Here is a 15,084-nt window from a genome sequence, read left to right as displayed (position 1 = left end):
AGTATGGGCCGTCATGCTGAGCTTATCAAAGCATCGCTACTGCTCAGCTGATCATGATTACTGCCGCGGTAGAGATGCTTCAGCTGCGCTCAGCACGACATTCTTTTTATATTCAATTGCCTCACCGCAGCCTTATTTCCGCTACGCTGCACCCCTGCGGCACCATTGGAAAGATATTGTTCTCCTTGGTGACCATTACCTCCAGCAGAAACGAGCCGGGGTGCGCCAGCATCCGTTCCAGCGCGGGGCGCAGGTCGGCGCGGGCGTCTACGCGCTGGCCGGCAATGCGGTAGCCGGCGGCAACAGCTACAAAATCAGGGCTTTGAATATCCACAAACGAGTAGCGACGCTGGTGAAATAACTCCTGCCACTGCCGCACCATGCCGAGAAACTGGTTGTTGAAAATCATGATTTTCACGTCCACACCCGTCTGCATAATGGTGCCCAGCTCCTGGATGGTCATCTGGAAACCGCCATCGCCGATGACGGCCACCACGGTGCGGTCGGGGGCCCCCAGCTTGGCCCCGATGGCCGCCGGCAGCGCAAAGCCCATGGTGCCCAGCCCGCCGCTCGTGATGTTGCTACGCGAGTGATTGAGTTGCGCGTAGCGGCAAGCAATCATTTGGTGCTGACCCACATCCGATACAATAATGGCCTCGCCCTGCGTGATTTCGTTGAGCTGCTGCATGATTTCGCCCATCGTCAACTCTTCTGTTGTCGGAAATAATTCCTCCCGAATCACGGCATTCACCTCCTGCTCCGTATGGTCGTTGAAGCGGGCGAGCCAAGCCGTATGTTGCCTGGGCTCAACGAGTGCCGTGAGCAAGGGGAGAGTTTCCTTGCAGTCGCCCCACACCGGCACGGTGGCCTTCACGTTTTTGTCAATCTCGGTCGGGTCGATGTCGAGGTGAATGACCTGGGCCTGCTTAGCATACTTATCCAGCCGGCCGGTCACGCGGTCGTCGAAGCGCATCCCAATGGCAATCAGCACGTCACACTCGTTGGTGAGTACGTTGGGGCCATAGTTGCCGTGCATGCCCAGCATGCCCACGTTCAGGGGGTGGCCGGTGGGCAGGGCCCCCACGCCCAGGATGGTCCAGGCCGCCGGGATACCGCTGTGTTCCACAAACTCCCGGAATTCCTGCTCTGCCGAACCCAGCACCACGCCCTGCCCCCAGAGAATAAACGGCCGCTGGGCGTTATTAATCAGCGCCGCCGCTTGCTCGATGTACTCGGGGCGTACCACCGGCGCGGGCCGGTAGCTGCGGATATGGTGGCACGGCTGATACTCCGGCGCGTCGAACGTCTGGATTTGCGCGTTCTTAGTGATGTCCACTAGCACAGGGCCCGGCCGGCCGCTACGCGCAATGTAAAACGCCTTGGCAAGCGCTTCCGGAATCTCTTCGGCGTTGGTTACCTGGTAATTCCACTTCGTAACGGGGGTAGTGATGTTGATGATATCCGTCTCCTGAAACGCATCGGTGCCCAGCAAATGCGCAAATACCTGCCCCGTGATGCATACCAGCGGCGTACTGTCAATCAGCGCATCGGCCAGCCCGGTCACGAGGTTCGTGGCACCCGGCCCGCTCGTGGCGAGCACCACGCCCACCCGGCCCGAACTGCGCGCATAGCCCTGCGCCGCGTGAATGCCGCCCTGCTCGTGGCGCACCAGCACGTGGTTCAGCTGCTCCTTGAAGTCGTAAAGCACGTCGTAAATCGGGATGATGGCCCCGCCGGGATAGCCAAAAATCGTGTCGACGCCCTCGGCCACCAGGGCTTGCAGCGTGGCTACCGCGCCTGTGGCAGGCGCGAGGACCGGCACGGCTGGACTAGCGGCGAGCAGGGCTGAAGGCAGGTTCTGAAACATAATCTTCTTCTAGTAAATCAGTTATGCAACCGTGGCTGGCGTCGCTCACAGTGCGGATATACTTGAGCAGCACGCCCTGCCGGACGGGCAGCGGCGGCCGCCGCCAGGCGGCGCGGCGGGCGGCCAGCTCAGCCTCGTCGAGCTGCACATCGATGGTATTGTTGGTGGCGTCGAGGATAATCCAGTCGCCGTTTTGCACCAGGGCCAGGCCGCCGCCGTCGTAGGCCTCGGGGCAGATGTGGCCGATAACGAAGCCGTGCGTACCGCCCGAAAAGCGCCCGTCGGTTATCAACGCCACCTTGTCGCCCAGGCCCGCGCCCATGATGGCCGAGGTCGGCTTGAGCATTTCAGGCATGCCCGGCCCGCCCTTGGGCCCCACATATCGAATGACGACCACCTGCCCAGCCTCGATTTTGTGAGCTATAATGCCCTGGTTCAGCTCCTCTTCCGAGTTGAAAACGATGGCCGGCCCCTCAAACCGCAGCCCTTCCTTACCGCTGATTTTGGCTACACTGCCCTTGGTAGCGAGGTTGCCGTACAGCATCTGAATATGCCCGTCGGCCTTGAGTGGGTTGCTGAGCGGGCGCAGCAAATCCTGCTCAGGGCCAAGTGGTTGCACATGGGCCAGGTTTTCAGCCAGCGTGCGGCCGGTTACGGTCATCAGGTCGCCATTCAGCAGGCCGAGGTCGAGCAGGGTGCGCTGCACAGCGGGCACGCCCCCGATTTTCGATAGGTCCTCCATGAGATATTTACCGCTGGGCTTGAGGTCGGCCAGCACTGGCACGCGGTTGCTCACGGCTTGGAAGTCCTCCATCGTCAGCCGCACACCGGCCGCGTGGGCAATGGCAATGAGGTGCAGCACGGCATTGGTCGAGCCGCCGAGCACGGTTATCATCACCATAGCATTCTCAAACGCCTCACGATTAAGGATATCGCGCGGCTTTAGGTCCAGTTCCAGCAGGTTGCGCAGGTAGGCCCCGGCATCGAGGCACTCCTGGATTTTAGCGCGGCTCTCGGCCGGCAGCGACGACGAAGCGGGTACCGTCATGCCCAGCGTTTCGATGGCAGCGGCCATGGTGTTGGCCGTGTACATGCCGCCGCAGGCCCCCGGCCCAGGGCAGGCATTGTGGATGATACCCTGGTAGTCTTCCTCCGAAATATTTCCGTTAACTTTCTTACCATAAGCTTCAAAACACGACACAATGTTGAGCTGCTGCCCTTTGAACTCGCCTCCCCGAATGGTACCGCCATACACCATCAGCGACGGCCGGTTGAGCCGCGCCATGGCAATGAGGGCCCCCGGCATATTTTTGTCGCAGCCTACCACCGTGGCCAACGCGTCATAGTAGTGCGCGCCCGCCATGGCTTCAATCGAATCGGCAATTATCTCCCTGGATACTAGCGAGAAACGCATCCCAGGATTGCCGTTGGTGATGCCGTCGCTCACGCCAATTGTGTTGAAGCGCAGCCCCACCAGCCCCTGGGCGGTCACGCCGCGCTTCACCTCGTCGGCCAGCCCGTCGAGGTGCATATTGCAAGTATTGCCCTCGAAGCCCGTGGAGCAGATTCCCACGAACGGCTTGCGCAAATCCGCATCCGACAAGCCCGCGCCGATGAGCATGGCCTGCGAAGCCGGCAAACTGTCGTCCTGGGTGTAGATACGGCTGAATTTGTTGATTATCATGGTATTATTGCGGCAAATAAATTCGGTTTGGCCCTAAAAAAACCTTCCTGAGCCGCGAGCTAGGAAGGTTTTCTTTGGGGTAAGAAATACCTGCTAGCCCGCGAGGATAGGTATAATGACCACGGAAATAACGGGTAGTAGGAAAGGGCGCATGGCGGAGAGTAGCGTAGACTCTGCGAGTCCACGCGCAGGTCGTTTTTAGTATCGTTCAACGCGCGGACTCGCAGAGTCCACGCCACACTTAAATAATCGTGCTCACGCCCACCGCGATGTTATGGGCGTTCCACTGCTGCTCGTTCGAGTCGGCAATCCAAAAGGCCACGTAGCTGCCTACCTGCTCGGTGGTGTAGGGCGCAGTGGGGTTCAGCTCGGGGGTCAAAATATTATTGGTCAACGCTTCGTCCACCGCTTCACGCACCAACTCGGCTTCGGCCACCAGGCCCAGGTGGTCAAGTAGCATGGCTGCCGAGAGGATTGCCGCCAGCGGGTTGGCAATTCCTTTGCCCGTAGCTTGGGAGTAGGAGCCGTGGATGGGCTCAAACACTGCCACGGCGGCTCCCACCGAGGCGGAAGGCAGCAGGCCCATCGAGCCGGCAATCACCGAAGCCTCGTCCGAAATGATGTCGCCGAACATGTTCTCGGTCAGCATCACATCAAACTGCTTGGGGTTCACGATTATCTGCATCGCGGCATTGTCCACAAACAGGTAATCAACGGTCACAGCCGGGTACTGCAAGGCGATGTTCCTCACCACTTCGCGCCACAAACGCGAAGTTTCCAGCACATTAGCTTTATCTACCAGCGTAAGGTGCTGGCGGCGACTCACGGCCGATTGAAAGGCAAGGTGCGCAATGCGAGCAATCTCGGGGCGCGAGTAGGTGCAGTTATCGTAGGCCGAGCCATCGGCGTTGCGGCCCTTCTCGCCAAAGTAGATGCCGCCCGTCAATTCCCTGAAAATCACTAAATCAGTCCCTTCGATGCGGTCAGCCTTCAGCGGCGAGTGCTTTAAAAGTGCTTTGTAAGCCGTGACGGGGCGGATGTTGGCAAACAGGCCCAGCTCCTTGCGCATCCGAAGTAGGCCCTGCTCAGGGCGCACCTTGGCGGTGGGGTCGTTGTCGTACTTCGGGTCGCCGATGGCCCCGAACAGCACCGCATCGGCGGCGCGGCAGGCGGCCAGGGTTTCGTCGGGCAGCGGGTTACCGGTGGCGTCGATGGCGCAGGCCCCCACGAGGTGCGAGGAGAACTCAAAGCGATGGCCGAAGCGCTCGGCTACGGCGTCGAGCACTTTGACGGCCTGCCGACAGACTTCCGGCCCGATACCATCACCAGGCAATACGGCTATTTTCTTAGTTACCAGGTCCATGCACGTTTTTTTTCAAAGGCCTCAATGGCCGATTTTTGATTTACTAAAAAGTCAATGTCGTCGTAGCCATTAATCAGGCACTCCTTTTTATAGCCGTCGATGGCGAAACTGAACGTCTCGCTCCAGGCTGGCACAGCCAGGGTCTGCGAAGGCAAATCGACCACTAATTCCAGTTGCGGGTTGGCCTCGATAGCGGCTAGCAGGCGGGCCAGTACCTCGTCGCTCACTTGCAGGGGTAGCAGACCGGTATTCAAGGCATTACCCCGAAAAATATCGGCGAAGTAGCTTGAAATAACGGTCCGAAAACCAGCGTCGTACAGGGCCCAGGCGGCGTGCTCGCGGCTGGAGCCACAGCCGAAGTTTTTGCCCGCCACCAGAATCTGGCCCTGGTAGCGCGGGTCATTCAGCACGAAGTCAGCTTTGGGCGCGCCGTCGGCGTGGTAGCGCCAGTCGCAGAACAGGTTGGTACCAAATCCTTCACGGGTAGTCGCTTTCAGAAACCGGGCCGGGATAATCTGGTCGGTATCAATGTTTTCCAGCGGCAGCGGCCGGCCAGTGGTATGCAGGGTTTGAAATTTTTCCATTAGTTCAAATACTGCGTAATGTCCACGATGCGGCCCTGCACGGCGGTGATGGCCGCCACCAGCGGCGAAGCCAGCAGCGTGCGCGAGCCAGGGCCCTGGCGGCCTTCAAAGTTGCGGTTGGAGGTAGCCACGCAGTAGGCCCCGGCCGGGATTTTGTCCTCGTTCATGGCCAGGCAGGCGCTGCAACCAGGCTCGCGTAGCTCGAAGCCCGCGGCGGCGAAAATCTTATCGATTCCTTCGGCAATAGCCTGCTGCTCTACTTGCTTGGAGCCGGGCACGATGATGGCCTCCACATGCTGCGCCTTTTGTTTGCCCTGTACGTAGGCGGCCACAGCGCGTAAGTCCTCGATGCGCGAGTTGGTGCAGCTGCCGATGAACACGTAGTCAATCTGCTTGCCGAGCAGCGACTCGCCGCGCTCGAAGCCCATGTATTTCAGCGACTTGTCAAAACTTTCGGCTTCGCTGGCGGGCACTTCGCTCGGCACGTGGCCGGTGAGCGGAATACCCATGCCGGGGTTGGTGCCGTAGGTAATCATCGGCGTAATGGCGGCCGCCTGGTAGGTATACTCCGTCTCAAACATAGCGTCGTCGTCTGAATATAATGTCTGCCAGTAGGCCACGGCGTCGTTCCAAGCTTGGCCTTTTGGGGCGAAGGGCCGGCCCTCGACGTAGGCAAACGTAGTGGCATCGGGGGCGATGAGGCCGCCGCGGGCCCCCATCTCGATGCTCATATTGCAGATGGTCATGCGGCCTTCCATGCTGAGGCTACGCACGGTACTGCCCGCGTACTCCACGAAGTGGCCCGTGGCCCCGCCCGTACCAAGCTGCGAGATAACGTAAAGTATCAAATCCTTAGCCGTGACGCCGGGCCGCAGCTCACCTTCTACCGAGATACGCATGCGCTTGGGGCGGCTCAGTAGCAGGCACTGCGAGGCCATCACCTGCGCAACCTGGCTGGTGCCAATGCCAAAGGCCACCGCGCCAAACGCGCCATGGGTCGAGGTGTGGCTGTCGCCGCACACCATTGTCAGGCCCGGCTGCGTGAGGCCCAGCTCCGGCCCGATAACGTGCACAATACCTTGGCGCGGGTGGCCGAGGCCGTACAACTCAATGCCGTACTTCTGGCAGTTTTCTGTTAGCTTTTCCACCTGCAAGCGCGAGAGCAACTCACGGATGGGCTGGTCTTGGTGCAGGGTAGGCACGTTGTGGTCGGCCGTGGCCAGAATCTGGCTGGGGCGAAACAGCGGCAGGTTGCGGGCCGCAATCTCGTCAAACGCCTGGGGGCTGGTTACTTCGTGAATGAGGTGACGGTCGATGTACACGACGTCCAACCCCTCGATGGAGCGGACGACGTGGGCATCCCAAATTTTATCGAATAAGGTGCTAGCCATTGTGATTTTAGCTTAATTGGCAGCCACGAGCTTCTCCTGCTCCACGAGGGCGTGCAGGTCCTCGTCGCCCACCTCGCGCTTGCGGTCGGCGAGCGTGAGGAAACTGGCGTAGGCGGTGTTGAGGGCCGGGCGTTCGAAATCGTAGCCGAGCTTTTGGAGGCGGTAGGCCAGGGCGGCGCGGCCCGAGCGGGCGGTGAGCACGATGCTCGAATCGACGACGCCCACTTCTTTAGGATCGATGATTTCGTAGGTTTCGCGGCACTTAATCACGCCGTCCTGGTGGATGCCGCTGCTGTGCGAGAAGGCGTTAGCTCCCACAATGGCCTTGTTGGCCTGCACCGGCATACTCATCAGGTGCGAGACCAGGGCCGAGGTTTCGGCCAGGCGGCGGGTTTGCACGTTGGTACTAAGGCCGAGGTCGGGGTGCTGGCGCAGGATCATCACCACCTCCTCCAGGGCCGTGTTACCGGCCCGCTCCCCTACCCCATTGATGGTGCACTCAATTTGCCGGGCCCCGTTGCTGACGCCGGCAATAGAGTTGGCCGTGGCCAGGCCCAAGTCGTTGTGGCAGTGGGTGGAGAGAATGGCGCGCTCAATACCCTTCACGTTCTCGTACAGGTACTTAATCTTCGCACCGTACTCGTGGGGCAAACAGTAGCCGGTGGTATCGGGGATGTTGAGCACAGTGGCCCCGGCGGCAATGACGGCCTCGCACACGCGGGCCAGAAACTCGTTGTCGGTGCGGCCGGCGTCTTCGGCGTAAAACTCGACGTCCTCCACGAAGCTCTTGGAGAGCTTGACGGCGGCCACGGCACGGGCCAGCACGTCTTCACGAGTCGTGCGTAGTTTCTGCTGCACGTGCAGGTCGGAGGTGCCGATGCCGGTGTGGATGCGCGGGCGGCGGGCCCCCCGTAGCGCCTCGGCGGCCACGCGGATGTCGTTTTCGACGGCGCGGGTGAGGCCACACACGGTAGCGTCTTTGGTTTGGGCCGCAACGGCGGCCACGGCGGCAAAGTCGCCGGGGCTCGATACAGGAAAGCCAGCCTCAATCACGTCGACGCCCAGGGCCTCGAGTTGGCGAGCGATGACGAGCTTCTCGGCTTGGTTTAGCTTGCAGCCCGGTACCTGTTCGCCGTCGCGGAGCGTGGTATCGAATATTTGGATTTTTTGGACCGACATGCTGGAACTGCTCCTACCGGAGCATTAACAAAGTGGATATTGCACTGCAAGTACCGTTGTCAGGCGAGCAGCCGAAAATTATTTTCTGGGCGTTGTACTATTTCCAATCGTTCGCTTTTTTATCTTAAATATTTGTTAATAAATCAGTTGTCTCAACTGTTTCTACAATGCCCAATAAGCACACCGACCCGGTTTTTCAGCTCATCAAGTCGCTCACGCGCTCCGAGAAGCGGCATTTCCGGCTGTTTACTGACCGGCCAGGCGCCGGCGAGGGCCTAAAGTTTCTGCAACTCTTCGACGCCCTCGACGCCCTCGATGGCTACGACGAGGACCGCATTGTGGCGCAGGTACCGGCCCTGAAGCGGGCCCAGCTGGCCAACCTCAAGGCCAACCTGTATAAACAGCTGTTGAGTAGCCTGCGCGTGTACCACGCCGGCCAGAACCCCGACATTCAGCTGCACGAGCAGCTCGACTACGCCCGGGTGCTCTATAACAAGGGCTTCTACCAGCAGAGCCTACGAATGCTGGAGAAAACCAAGGTAGCTGCCCAGCAGGCTGAGCTACCCCACGTGGCCCTGCTAGCTATTGATTTTGAGAAGCTTATCGAGTCGCAGTACATCACGCGCAGCCTCAAGGACCGGGCCGAAACGCTGGCCACCGAAGCCCTGGACACCGTAACGCACCTCGCCCGGATGCACGAGCTGTCCAACGCCTCGTTGCGGCTCTACGGCTTATACCTCAAGGCTGGACATGCCCGTAACCAAACTGACCACGAACAAATTACAGCTTTTTTCGAGGCTAACGTGCCGGCGACGATGGGCCCCGACAGCACATTTTTTGAGAAGCTGTACTTCTACCAGGCCCATGTGTGGTACCACACCCTGAACCAAGACTTTAGGGCCTGCTACCGCTACGCCCAGAAGTGGGTGGATCTGTTTGAGGGGGCCCCACACCTGAAGGACACTCAGGCGATGCTCTACATCAAAGGGCTCCACAACCTACTGGCGACGCTTTTTAACCTCATGTACTACAGTAAGTTCATGGAAGTATTGCAGCAGCTGGAGGACTTCGCCGCTAACCAGACGCGCCGCGCCAGCCCCAACATCGAGGCGCTGCTGTTCCAGTACATCTACACCAACCGCATCAACGCCTACTTCCTGGAGGCGCGCTTCACCGAGGGCCTGGCCATTGTGCCGGAGCTGCTGGAGAACCTGGTTTTATACCGCTCACAGCTCGATTTGCACCGCACGCTGGTGTTTTATTACAAAATTGCCAGCCTGTACTTCGGCAGCGGGCAGTTCCGCAAGGCCATCGAGTACCTGACCCTCATCATCGACCAGAAGGACCTGAGCCTGCGCGAGGATTTGCAGTGCTTCGCGCGCATCCTGAATCTGGTGGCGCACTACGAGGCCGGCGACGACGCCAGCCTGGAGTACCAGGTGCGGTCGGTGTACCACTTCCTGGGCAAGATGGACGACCAGCAGCCGATGCAAGTTGAGATTTTTCGGTTTCTGCGGCGGGTAGGCAATATTGCGCCCGGCCAGCTCAAAGACGAGTTTATCAAGCTGAAAGACAAGCTAGTGGCCATTTACGAAAACCCCTACGACCGGCGGCCTTTTCTGTACTTCGACCTGATTTCTTGGCTGGAAAGCAAAATTACGGGCGTGTCGGTGCAGGACGTGATGCGGCGCAAGTTCCTGAAGCTGCGGTAGGGCCCCAGGCAGGTTTGGCGGGGTTGAGCGGGGTTTCGCGGGGGCCCGTCGAGGGGATGGCGGCGTTGGTCTAGCGGGCGGAAAAAGGGGCGGATGTGGACGAAGGTTTGCAAAGGGCAGGGTACGAGCGGCTTGCTCCGGTCTTCGCCAATCGGGCGGATAGCAGACCCCGCCAACCCTCCTTTTCCAACCTTTTCCCCCGGCCAGTCCAACCCACCGGGGGCCCTATTTTTCCCCAACCACTCATTTCTTTATCTCATCGCAACATGAAAAACTACCTGTTTCCGCTGCTGGCCGCGTTCGCCCTCACGGCTGGCATCGCCAATGCCCAAACCACTCCGCAGCAAGGCGGCGGCCGCCCCTCGCCCGAGCAAATGGCCGCTCGCCAATCGGAGCGCATGGCCAAAGGACTGGGCCTCAGCGCCGACCAGACCACGAAGGTGCAGCAAATTATGACGGCCCGCGACCAGGAGATGCAGGCCATGCGCGGCCAGATGCAGGCCGGCACCGCCACCCGCGAGCAAATGCGTGACCAGATGATGGCCGGCCGCACCAAGTACGACGGCCAGTTCAAAGCCGTGCTGACGCCCGACCAGTACACCAAGTACGCCGCCATGCAGGCCGAGCACATGCAGCGCGGTGGCCGGGGCATGGGCCCCCGCAGCGACAGCACCGACGCCAAGGGCAAGGTGAAAATCAAGAAAAACAAGATGAAGATGAAAGCCGAGTAACTGCCGGCCCGCCAGCTCTTTATAAGAAAAGCGCCCCTACTACGTAGCAGGGGCGCTTTTTTATGGATCTCAGCAGCGGCTTAGGCGGCAGCGGGTTGACCGGGGCCCCGGGGCTTTGCTAGCAGTGGGCATCGGCCGAAACTGCCTATTCTATTACTGGGCCCGGGGCGGCGTGGGGGCCGGCAGGGGCTTGCGGGGCAGCTTTTGGTCGCGCATGGCGGCGTTGTACACGAACGAGGCCACTACCACCGAAGCCTGCTTGAGGTCGTCGGCCACGAGGCGGTCGTAAGTGTCCTGGTTGGAGTGGTGGGTGCGAGCGAAGTAGTCGAGGCCGTCCTGGATGAACTGGAAGCCGGGTAGGCCCACGGCGTCGAAGGCCACGTGGTCGGTGCTGCCGGTGTTGCGCAGCGTCACGGTGGTGGCGCCCATATCGGCAAACGGGGCGAGCCAGGCGGTGAAAATCGGTTTCACGGCCTCGTTACCCTGGGCGTAGATGCCGCGGATTTTGCCGGCCCCGTTGTCGAGGTTGAAATAGCCGGCCAGCCGCTCGTGGTCGGGCTTGAGCTGCATGGTGGCGGGGTCGGCGAAGTGGTTCTTCACGTAGTTGCGCGAGCCGTGCAGGCCCTCCTCCTCCTCGCCCCACAGGGCAATGCGGATGGTGCGGCGCGGCTTCAACCCGCTGGCTTTGAGGATGCGGACGGCCTCCATCATCACGGCGCAACCGGCGGCATTATCGGTGGCCCCGGTGGCGGCGTGCCACGAGTCGAGGTGGGCCCCGAGCATCACCACTTCGCTTTTCAGCTTGCGGTCGGTGCCGGGAATTTCGGCCACCACGTTGTAGCCTTTCAGGTCCTGGGTTTGGAAACGGGTTTTGGTTTCCAGCTCCACTTCCACCGGAATGCCGGCCTCGGCGAGGCGGATGAGGCGGAGCTGGTCTTCGGTTGACATTTCCAGCTCGGGCAGCACGGGCTTGGCATCGGCGGCGTAGGGGGCCCCGTTGGTGGTGAACACGGTGCCGTCGGTACCGCGGCCGGGGCTGAGCACAGCGGCCGCGCCCTCGGCAATCAGCATGTCGTTCAGCTTGGTGCGCAAGGCCCGCGCGGCAAGCAAGGCGGCGGTGCGCTCGGCGGTGGCGGGCTCCACGGGGCGGTTAGCGGCCGTCATGGGGGCGGTGGCGGGGGCGTCGGCCAGCTTTTGCAGGTCGTCGGCGGTCAAGCGCCTGGCGTCGGGCTCGAAGTTGGGCTGCGGCGGGGTGGCTACTGGCAGCAGCACAATTTTGTCGCGCAACTGGCCCTGGTACTTGGCCAGGTCGGCCTCGGTGGTGGCCTTCACGACGATGACTTGCTTGCGCAGGGCCCCACCGGGCGTGCTGGGCGTCCAGGCCTTGGGCACGCCAATCATGGCGTGGTAATAAGGCTTGGTCATGGCCACGTAGGACTTATCAATGTCCCAGCCGCGGCCGAAGTCGCCCCAGGGCTCCACGGCAGCGTTGGCCAGGCCGTACTCAGTCAGCTTCTTCTGGGTCCAGGCATTGGCGCGGGCCAGGCCCTCGGAGCCGGCCAGGCGTGGGCCGCACACGTCGGTGAGGTAGAAGGCCGTTTCCATCACTTTGGAGCGGTTCATCCCCTCGTCTTTGATTTTGGCCAGGGCGGCGGCGTCGGTTTTTTCGGGGCCCTGGGCGCGGGCGGGCGCGGCCGCCAGGGCCAGCAGGCCGGCCAGCGGCAGTAGTTTGCGGAGCGAATAAGTAGGCAAAGGGCAGGAATTTTGAGATGAAAAAGTCCTTTAACGACGCTCCCGGCCGGGGCGGGTTGCACGGCCGCCGCGGCGGCCGCAGGGCCCTCCACGGCGGTAATCATTGGCTATGTATTAAAGTATCTGCTTTTATATACTTAGCGGCGCTGGGGCCTCATTGGTGCGGAGCGGCAAGCAACCCCAGCGCTGGAAATGCGTCTTAGGCCCGATAACTTTTGTTACCCAAACGGGTTGTCTCCCCTTATGAGCATTGTAACCAACGCGGTGCGCGTGCAAGGCCGGTTGTTGGCCCTGCTCGCGTGCTTTTTATGGCCGGGGCTGGCGGGAGCCCAAACGGCCACCACGCCCCCACCCGCGCCCACGGGGCCCCTCACCCTGCCCGAGTGCCTGCACTACGCCTTGGTGAACCAGCCCCTGGTGCGCCAGGCCCGCCTCGACGAGCTGAGTAACGAGGCCGATATCCGCATCAACCGGGCGGCCTGGCTGCCCCAAATTGGGGCCACCAGCACGGCGCAGCACTACTTTGGGCTACCCTTCACGGTGTTTCCGGACGCGGTAACGGGCATCAGCACCCCGCGCCAGCTGGGGGTGAAGAATGTGACGACGCTGGGGCTGTCGGGCACTCAGGTCATTTACAACAACGACGTAAACCTGGCCGCCCGGGAGGCCCGCTACACGCGACTCGCCGCCGGCCAAAACACCGTGAATACGACCATCACCACGGTGTCGGACGTGAGCAAGGCGTTTTATACTGTGCTGCTTTCGCAGCGGCAGCTCGATGTATATAAAGAAGACATCACGCGCTTGCAGCGCAACCTGCGCGACGCCAAGGATCGCTACGACGCCGGCATCGTGGACAAGACGGACTACTTGCAAGCCGAGATTTCGCTGAACAACTCGCTGGCCGGCCGCAAGCAGGCCCAGGAAGCCATCAAGGCCAATACGGCCAACTTGCAGCAGCTGATGGGCATTTCGGCCGAGCGGCCCTTTCAGTTGCAGTACGACACGCTCAGCCTGGAGCAAGACGCGGTGGTGGACACGCTGGAGCCGCTGAACCCCGCCAGCCGCATCGAGTACCAGCAGGTGCTGACGCAGAAGTCGTTGCAGGGCCTCACCATCGACTACTACCGGTTGGGCTTTCTGCCGTCGCTCTCAGCGTTCGGCAACTACAACTCGGTCTACCAGAATAATAACTTCAGCGACCTGTTCAGCCGGCGGTTTCCGAACTCCTACGCGGGTATGCAGCTGGGGCTGCCCATTTTCACGGGTTTCCGGCGCACCCAAAACCTGCGCAAGGCCCGCCTCCAGGACCAGCGCATCGACCAGGACGTGCTCTACGCCCGCAATCAGATTGGGGCGGAATATGCCGCCGCCCTGGCCAATTACAAGAGCTACTTCAACGACTACCTAGTGGGCAAGCGCAACCTGGAGTTGTCGAAGGAAGTGTACACGGTGGTCGATTTGCAGTACCGCGAAGGCATCAAGGCCTACCTCGACCTGCTGATAGCCCAGACTACGCTACGCACCTCGCAGCTGAATTACTACAGCGCCCTGTTTCAGGTGCTGAGCTACAAGGTGGAGCTACAGCGCACGCTGGGGGCCCTGCCCACCAATTATTAATCCCTCCGTTTTCGCTCGATGAACACTAAATACCTGGCCTTGTGCTGCACCCTGGGCCTCGTGGCCGGCGCCGCGTGCAGCAAAAAAGACGACGCCAAAAGCAAAAACGCGGCCCCGCCCCCCACCCCGGTGAGCGTGGTGGCCGCCCGCACCACCAACGCCATTTACTACAACGAGTACCCCGCCACGGCCGTGGCCCTCAAGTCGGTTGAGCTGCGCTCGCAGGTGACGGGTTTCATCACGGCCCTGAATTTCCAGGAAGGCGAACTGGTGCCCAAGGGCAAGGCGCTGTACGAGATTGACAAGCGCCAGTACGAGGCCGCCTACCAGCAGGCCCTGGCCAACCTGAACAGCGCCCGCGCCTCGGCGCAAAACGCCACCGTGAACCAAGTCCGCTACCAGCGCCTGTTGCAGCAAGACGCCGTGGCGCGCCAGCTGGCCGAAAACGCCACCACCGCCGCGGCCACCGCCGGCAGCCAGGTGGCCGCGGCCCAGGCCGCCGTCAACATTGCCCGCACCAACCTGAGCTTTGCCACCATCACGGCCCCGTTTGCGGGGCGCATCGGCATTTCGCAGGTGCGGCTGGGCACGCAGGTGAGCGCAGGCACCACGGTGCTGAACACGATTTCGAACGAAACCCCGATTGGGGTGGACTTCGTGGTGACGGAAACGGACATCCCGCGCTTTACGGCTTTGCAAAACCGGACCGGCGGCGCGGGCGACTCCACCATCCGCTTCGTACTGCCCGACGGCCAGCCCTACGGCGAGCCGGGTAAAATCCGGGCCATCGACCGCGGCGTGAACGCCCAAACCGGCACCATCACGGTGCGGGTGGAATTTGCCAACCCCCAGCGCCGGCTGAAAGACGGGCTGAGCGGCGTCATCAAAGTGCTGAACACGCAGTCGGGCAACCACCTGGTGATTCCCTATAAAGCTATTGTGGAGCAGATGGGTGAGAACTTCGTGTACGTGGCCGCCGGCGACAGCGCCAAGCAGCACAAAGTGCAGCTGGGGCCCCGCCTGGTCGACCAGGTGGTCATTCTCAAAGGCATTGCGGCGGGCGACAAAATCGTGACCGAAGGCGTGCAGAAGCTGCGCGACGGCGGCAAAATTCAGATAAGTGCCCCGGGCGCGGCCGTGGCCCCGGCTGGGGGCCCCGGCGGGGCCCCCGCGGCCAAGTAAGGCTGTTTTACTGTACCGA

At 61.4% G+C, this 15,084-nt stretch carries 11 protein-coding genes; 4 read left to right on the top strand and 7 right to left on the bottom strand.

Annotated elements, in window-relative coordinates:
- Positions 1 to 121 precede the first annotated feature (121 nt).
- From ilvB to DDQ68_RS20770, 6 genes are all read right to left on the bottom strand, one after another.
- Positions 122 to 1,867 (bottom strand): biosynthetic-type acetolactate synthase large subunit, encoded by a 1,746-nt coding sequence (gene ilvB, locus DDQ68_RS20795; protein WP_109658013.1) that lies wholly within the window; start codon positions 1,865 to 1,867, stop codon positions 122 to 124.
- Entirely contained in the window at positions 1,830 to 3,551 is a 1,722-nt protein-coding gene (gene ilvD / locus DDQ68_RS20790) for a dihydroxy-acid dehydratase (protein WP_109658012.1), read from the bottom strand. Before ilvD ends, ilvB begins: the two co-directional genes overlap by 38 nt.
- A 241-nt stretch (positions 3,552 to 3,792) precedes the next feature.
- The gene (gene leuB, locus DDQ68_RS20785; RefSeq protein WP_109658011.1) at positions 3,793 to 4,914 is read right to left on the bottom strand and encodes a 3-isopropylmalate dehydrogenase; all 1,122 of its coding nucleotides are present in this window, start codon (positions 4,912 to 4,914) and stop codon (positions 3,793 to 3,795) included.
- A complete protein-coding gene (gene leuD / locus DDQ68_RS20780) occupies positions 4,902 to 5,498 on the bottom strand; it encodes a 3-isopropylmalate dehydratase small subunit (protein WP_109658010.1) in 597 nt (198 codons plus the stop codon). The genes leuB and leuD overlap by 13 nt, the downstream gene beginning before the upstream one ends.
- The gene (gene leuC, locus DDQ68_RS20775) at positions 5,498 to 6,889 is read right to left on the bottom strand and encodes a 3-isopropylmalate dehydratase large subunit (protein ID WP_109658009.1); all 1,392 of its coding nucleotides are present in this window, start codon (positions 6,887 to 6,889) and stop codon (positions 5,498 to 5,500) included. The genes leuD and leuC overlap by 1 nt, the downstream gene beginning before the upstream one ends.
- Before the next feature lie 12 nt (positions 6,890 to 6,901).
- A complete protein-coding gene (locus DDQ68_RS20770) occupies positions 6,902 to 8,068 on the bottom strand; it encodes a 2-isopropylmalate synthase (protein ID WP_109658008.1) in 1,167 nt (388 codons plus the stop codon).
- A 167-nt stretch (positions 8,069 to 8,235) separates the two neighbouring features.
- Between DDQ68_RS20770 and DDQ68_RS20765 the strand changes: the two genes are divergently transcribed.
- Positions 8,236 to 9,780 carry a hypothetical protein gene (locus DDQ68_RS20765; RefSeq protein WP_109658007.1) on the top strand — a complete coding sequence of 515 codons (1,545 nt, stop codon included), beginning with the start codon at positions 8,236 to 8,238 and terminating at the stop codon, positions 9,778 to 9,780.
- Between the two features lie 266 nt (positions 9,781 to 10,046).
- On the top strand, positions 10,047 to 10,511 hold the full coding sequence (locus DDQ68_RS20760) for a Spy/CpxP family protein refolding chaperone (protein WP_109658006.1): 465 nt from the start codon (positions 10,047 to 10,049) through the stop codon (positions 10,509 to 10,511).
- A 153-nt stretch (positions 10,512 to 10,664) separates the two neighbouring features.
- On the opposite strand, the gene DDQ68_RS20755 is transcribed toward DDQ68_RS20760, so the two are convergent.
- Positions 10,665 to 12,263: a M28 family metallopeptidase gene (locus DDQ68_RS20755; protein ID WP_109658005.1), complete on the bottom strand. Its 1,599-nt coding sequence runs from the start codon at positions 12,261 to 12,263 to the stop codon at positions 10,665 to 10,667.
- Between the two features lie 243 nt (positions 12,264 to 12,506).
- Between DDQ68_RS20755 and DDQ68_RS20750 the strand changes: the two genes are divergently transcribed.
- Both DDQ68_RS20750 and DDQ68_RS20745 read left to right on the top strand, forming a co-directional pair.
- A complete protein-coding gene (locus tag DDQ68_RS20750; protein WP_162550298.1) occupies positions 12,507 to 13,883 on the top strand; it encodes a TolC family protein in 1,377 nt (458 codons plus the stop codon).
- A gap of 18 nt (positions 13,884 to 13,901) precedes the next feature.
- Entirely contained in the window at positions 13,902 to 15,065 is a 1,164-nt protein-coding gene (locus DDQ68_RS20745; RefSeq protein ID WP_109658003.1) for an efflux RND transporter periplasmic adaptor subunit, read from the top strand.
- The last annotated feature ends 19 nt before the right edge of the window (positions 15,066 to 15,084 follow it).

Origin of the sequence: Hymenobacter nivis (genome assembly GCF_003149515.1) — a bacterium.
GTDB lineage: Bacteria > Bacteroidota > Bacteroidia > Cytophagales > Hymenobacteraceae > Hymenobacter > Hymenobacter nivis.
Note: the sequence above shows the minus strand (reverse complement) of the source record. Positions and strands in the feature narration are given on the sequence as shown.

What these genes read in the sequence shown, in the direction of transcription:
- ilvB (WP_109658013.1), bottom strand. Translation starts at nt 1,867, where the DNA reads ATGTTTCAGAACCTGCCTTCAGCCCTGCTCGCCGCTAGTCCAGCCGTG.
- ilvD (WP_109658012.1), bottom strand. Translation starts at nt 3,551, where the DNA reads ATGATAATCAACAAATTCAGCCGTATCTACACCCAGGACGACAGTTTG.
- leuB (WP_109658011.1), bottom strand. Translation starts at nt 4,914, where the DNA reads ATGGACCTGGTAACTAAGAAAATAGCCGTATTGCCTGGTGATGGTATC.
- leuD (WP_109658010.1), bottom strand. Translation starts at nt 5,498, where the DNA reads ATGGAAAAATTTCAAACCCTGCATACCACTGGCCGGCCGCTGCCGCTG.
- leuC (WP_109658009.1), bottom strand. Translation starts at nt 6,889, where the DNA reads ATGGCTAGCACCTTATTCGATAAAATTTGGGATGCCCACGTCGTCCGC.
- DDQ68_RS20770 (WP_109658008.1), bottom strand. Translation starts at nt 8,068, where the DNA reads ATGTCGGTCCAAAAAATCCAAATATTCGATACCACGCTCCGCGACGGC.
- DDQ68_RS20765 (WP_109658007.1), top strand. Translation starts at nt 8,236, where the DNA reads ATGCCCAATAAGCACACCGACCCGGTTTTTCAGCTCATCAAGTCGCTC.
- DDQ68_RS20760 (WP_109658006.1), top strand. Translation starts at nt 10,047, where the DNA reads ATGAAAAACTACCTGTTTCCGCTGCTGGCCGCGTTCGCCCTCACGGCT.
- DDQ68_RS20750 (WP_162550298.1), top strand. Translation starts at nt 12,507, where the DNA reads ATGAGCATTGTAACCAACGCGGTGCGCGTGCAAGGCCGGTTGTTGGCC.
- DDQ68_RS20745 (WP_109658003.1), top strand. Translation starts at nt 13,902, where the DNA reads ATGAACACTAAATACCTGGCCTTGTGCTGCACCCTGGGCCTCGTGGCC.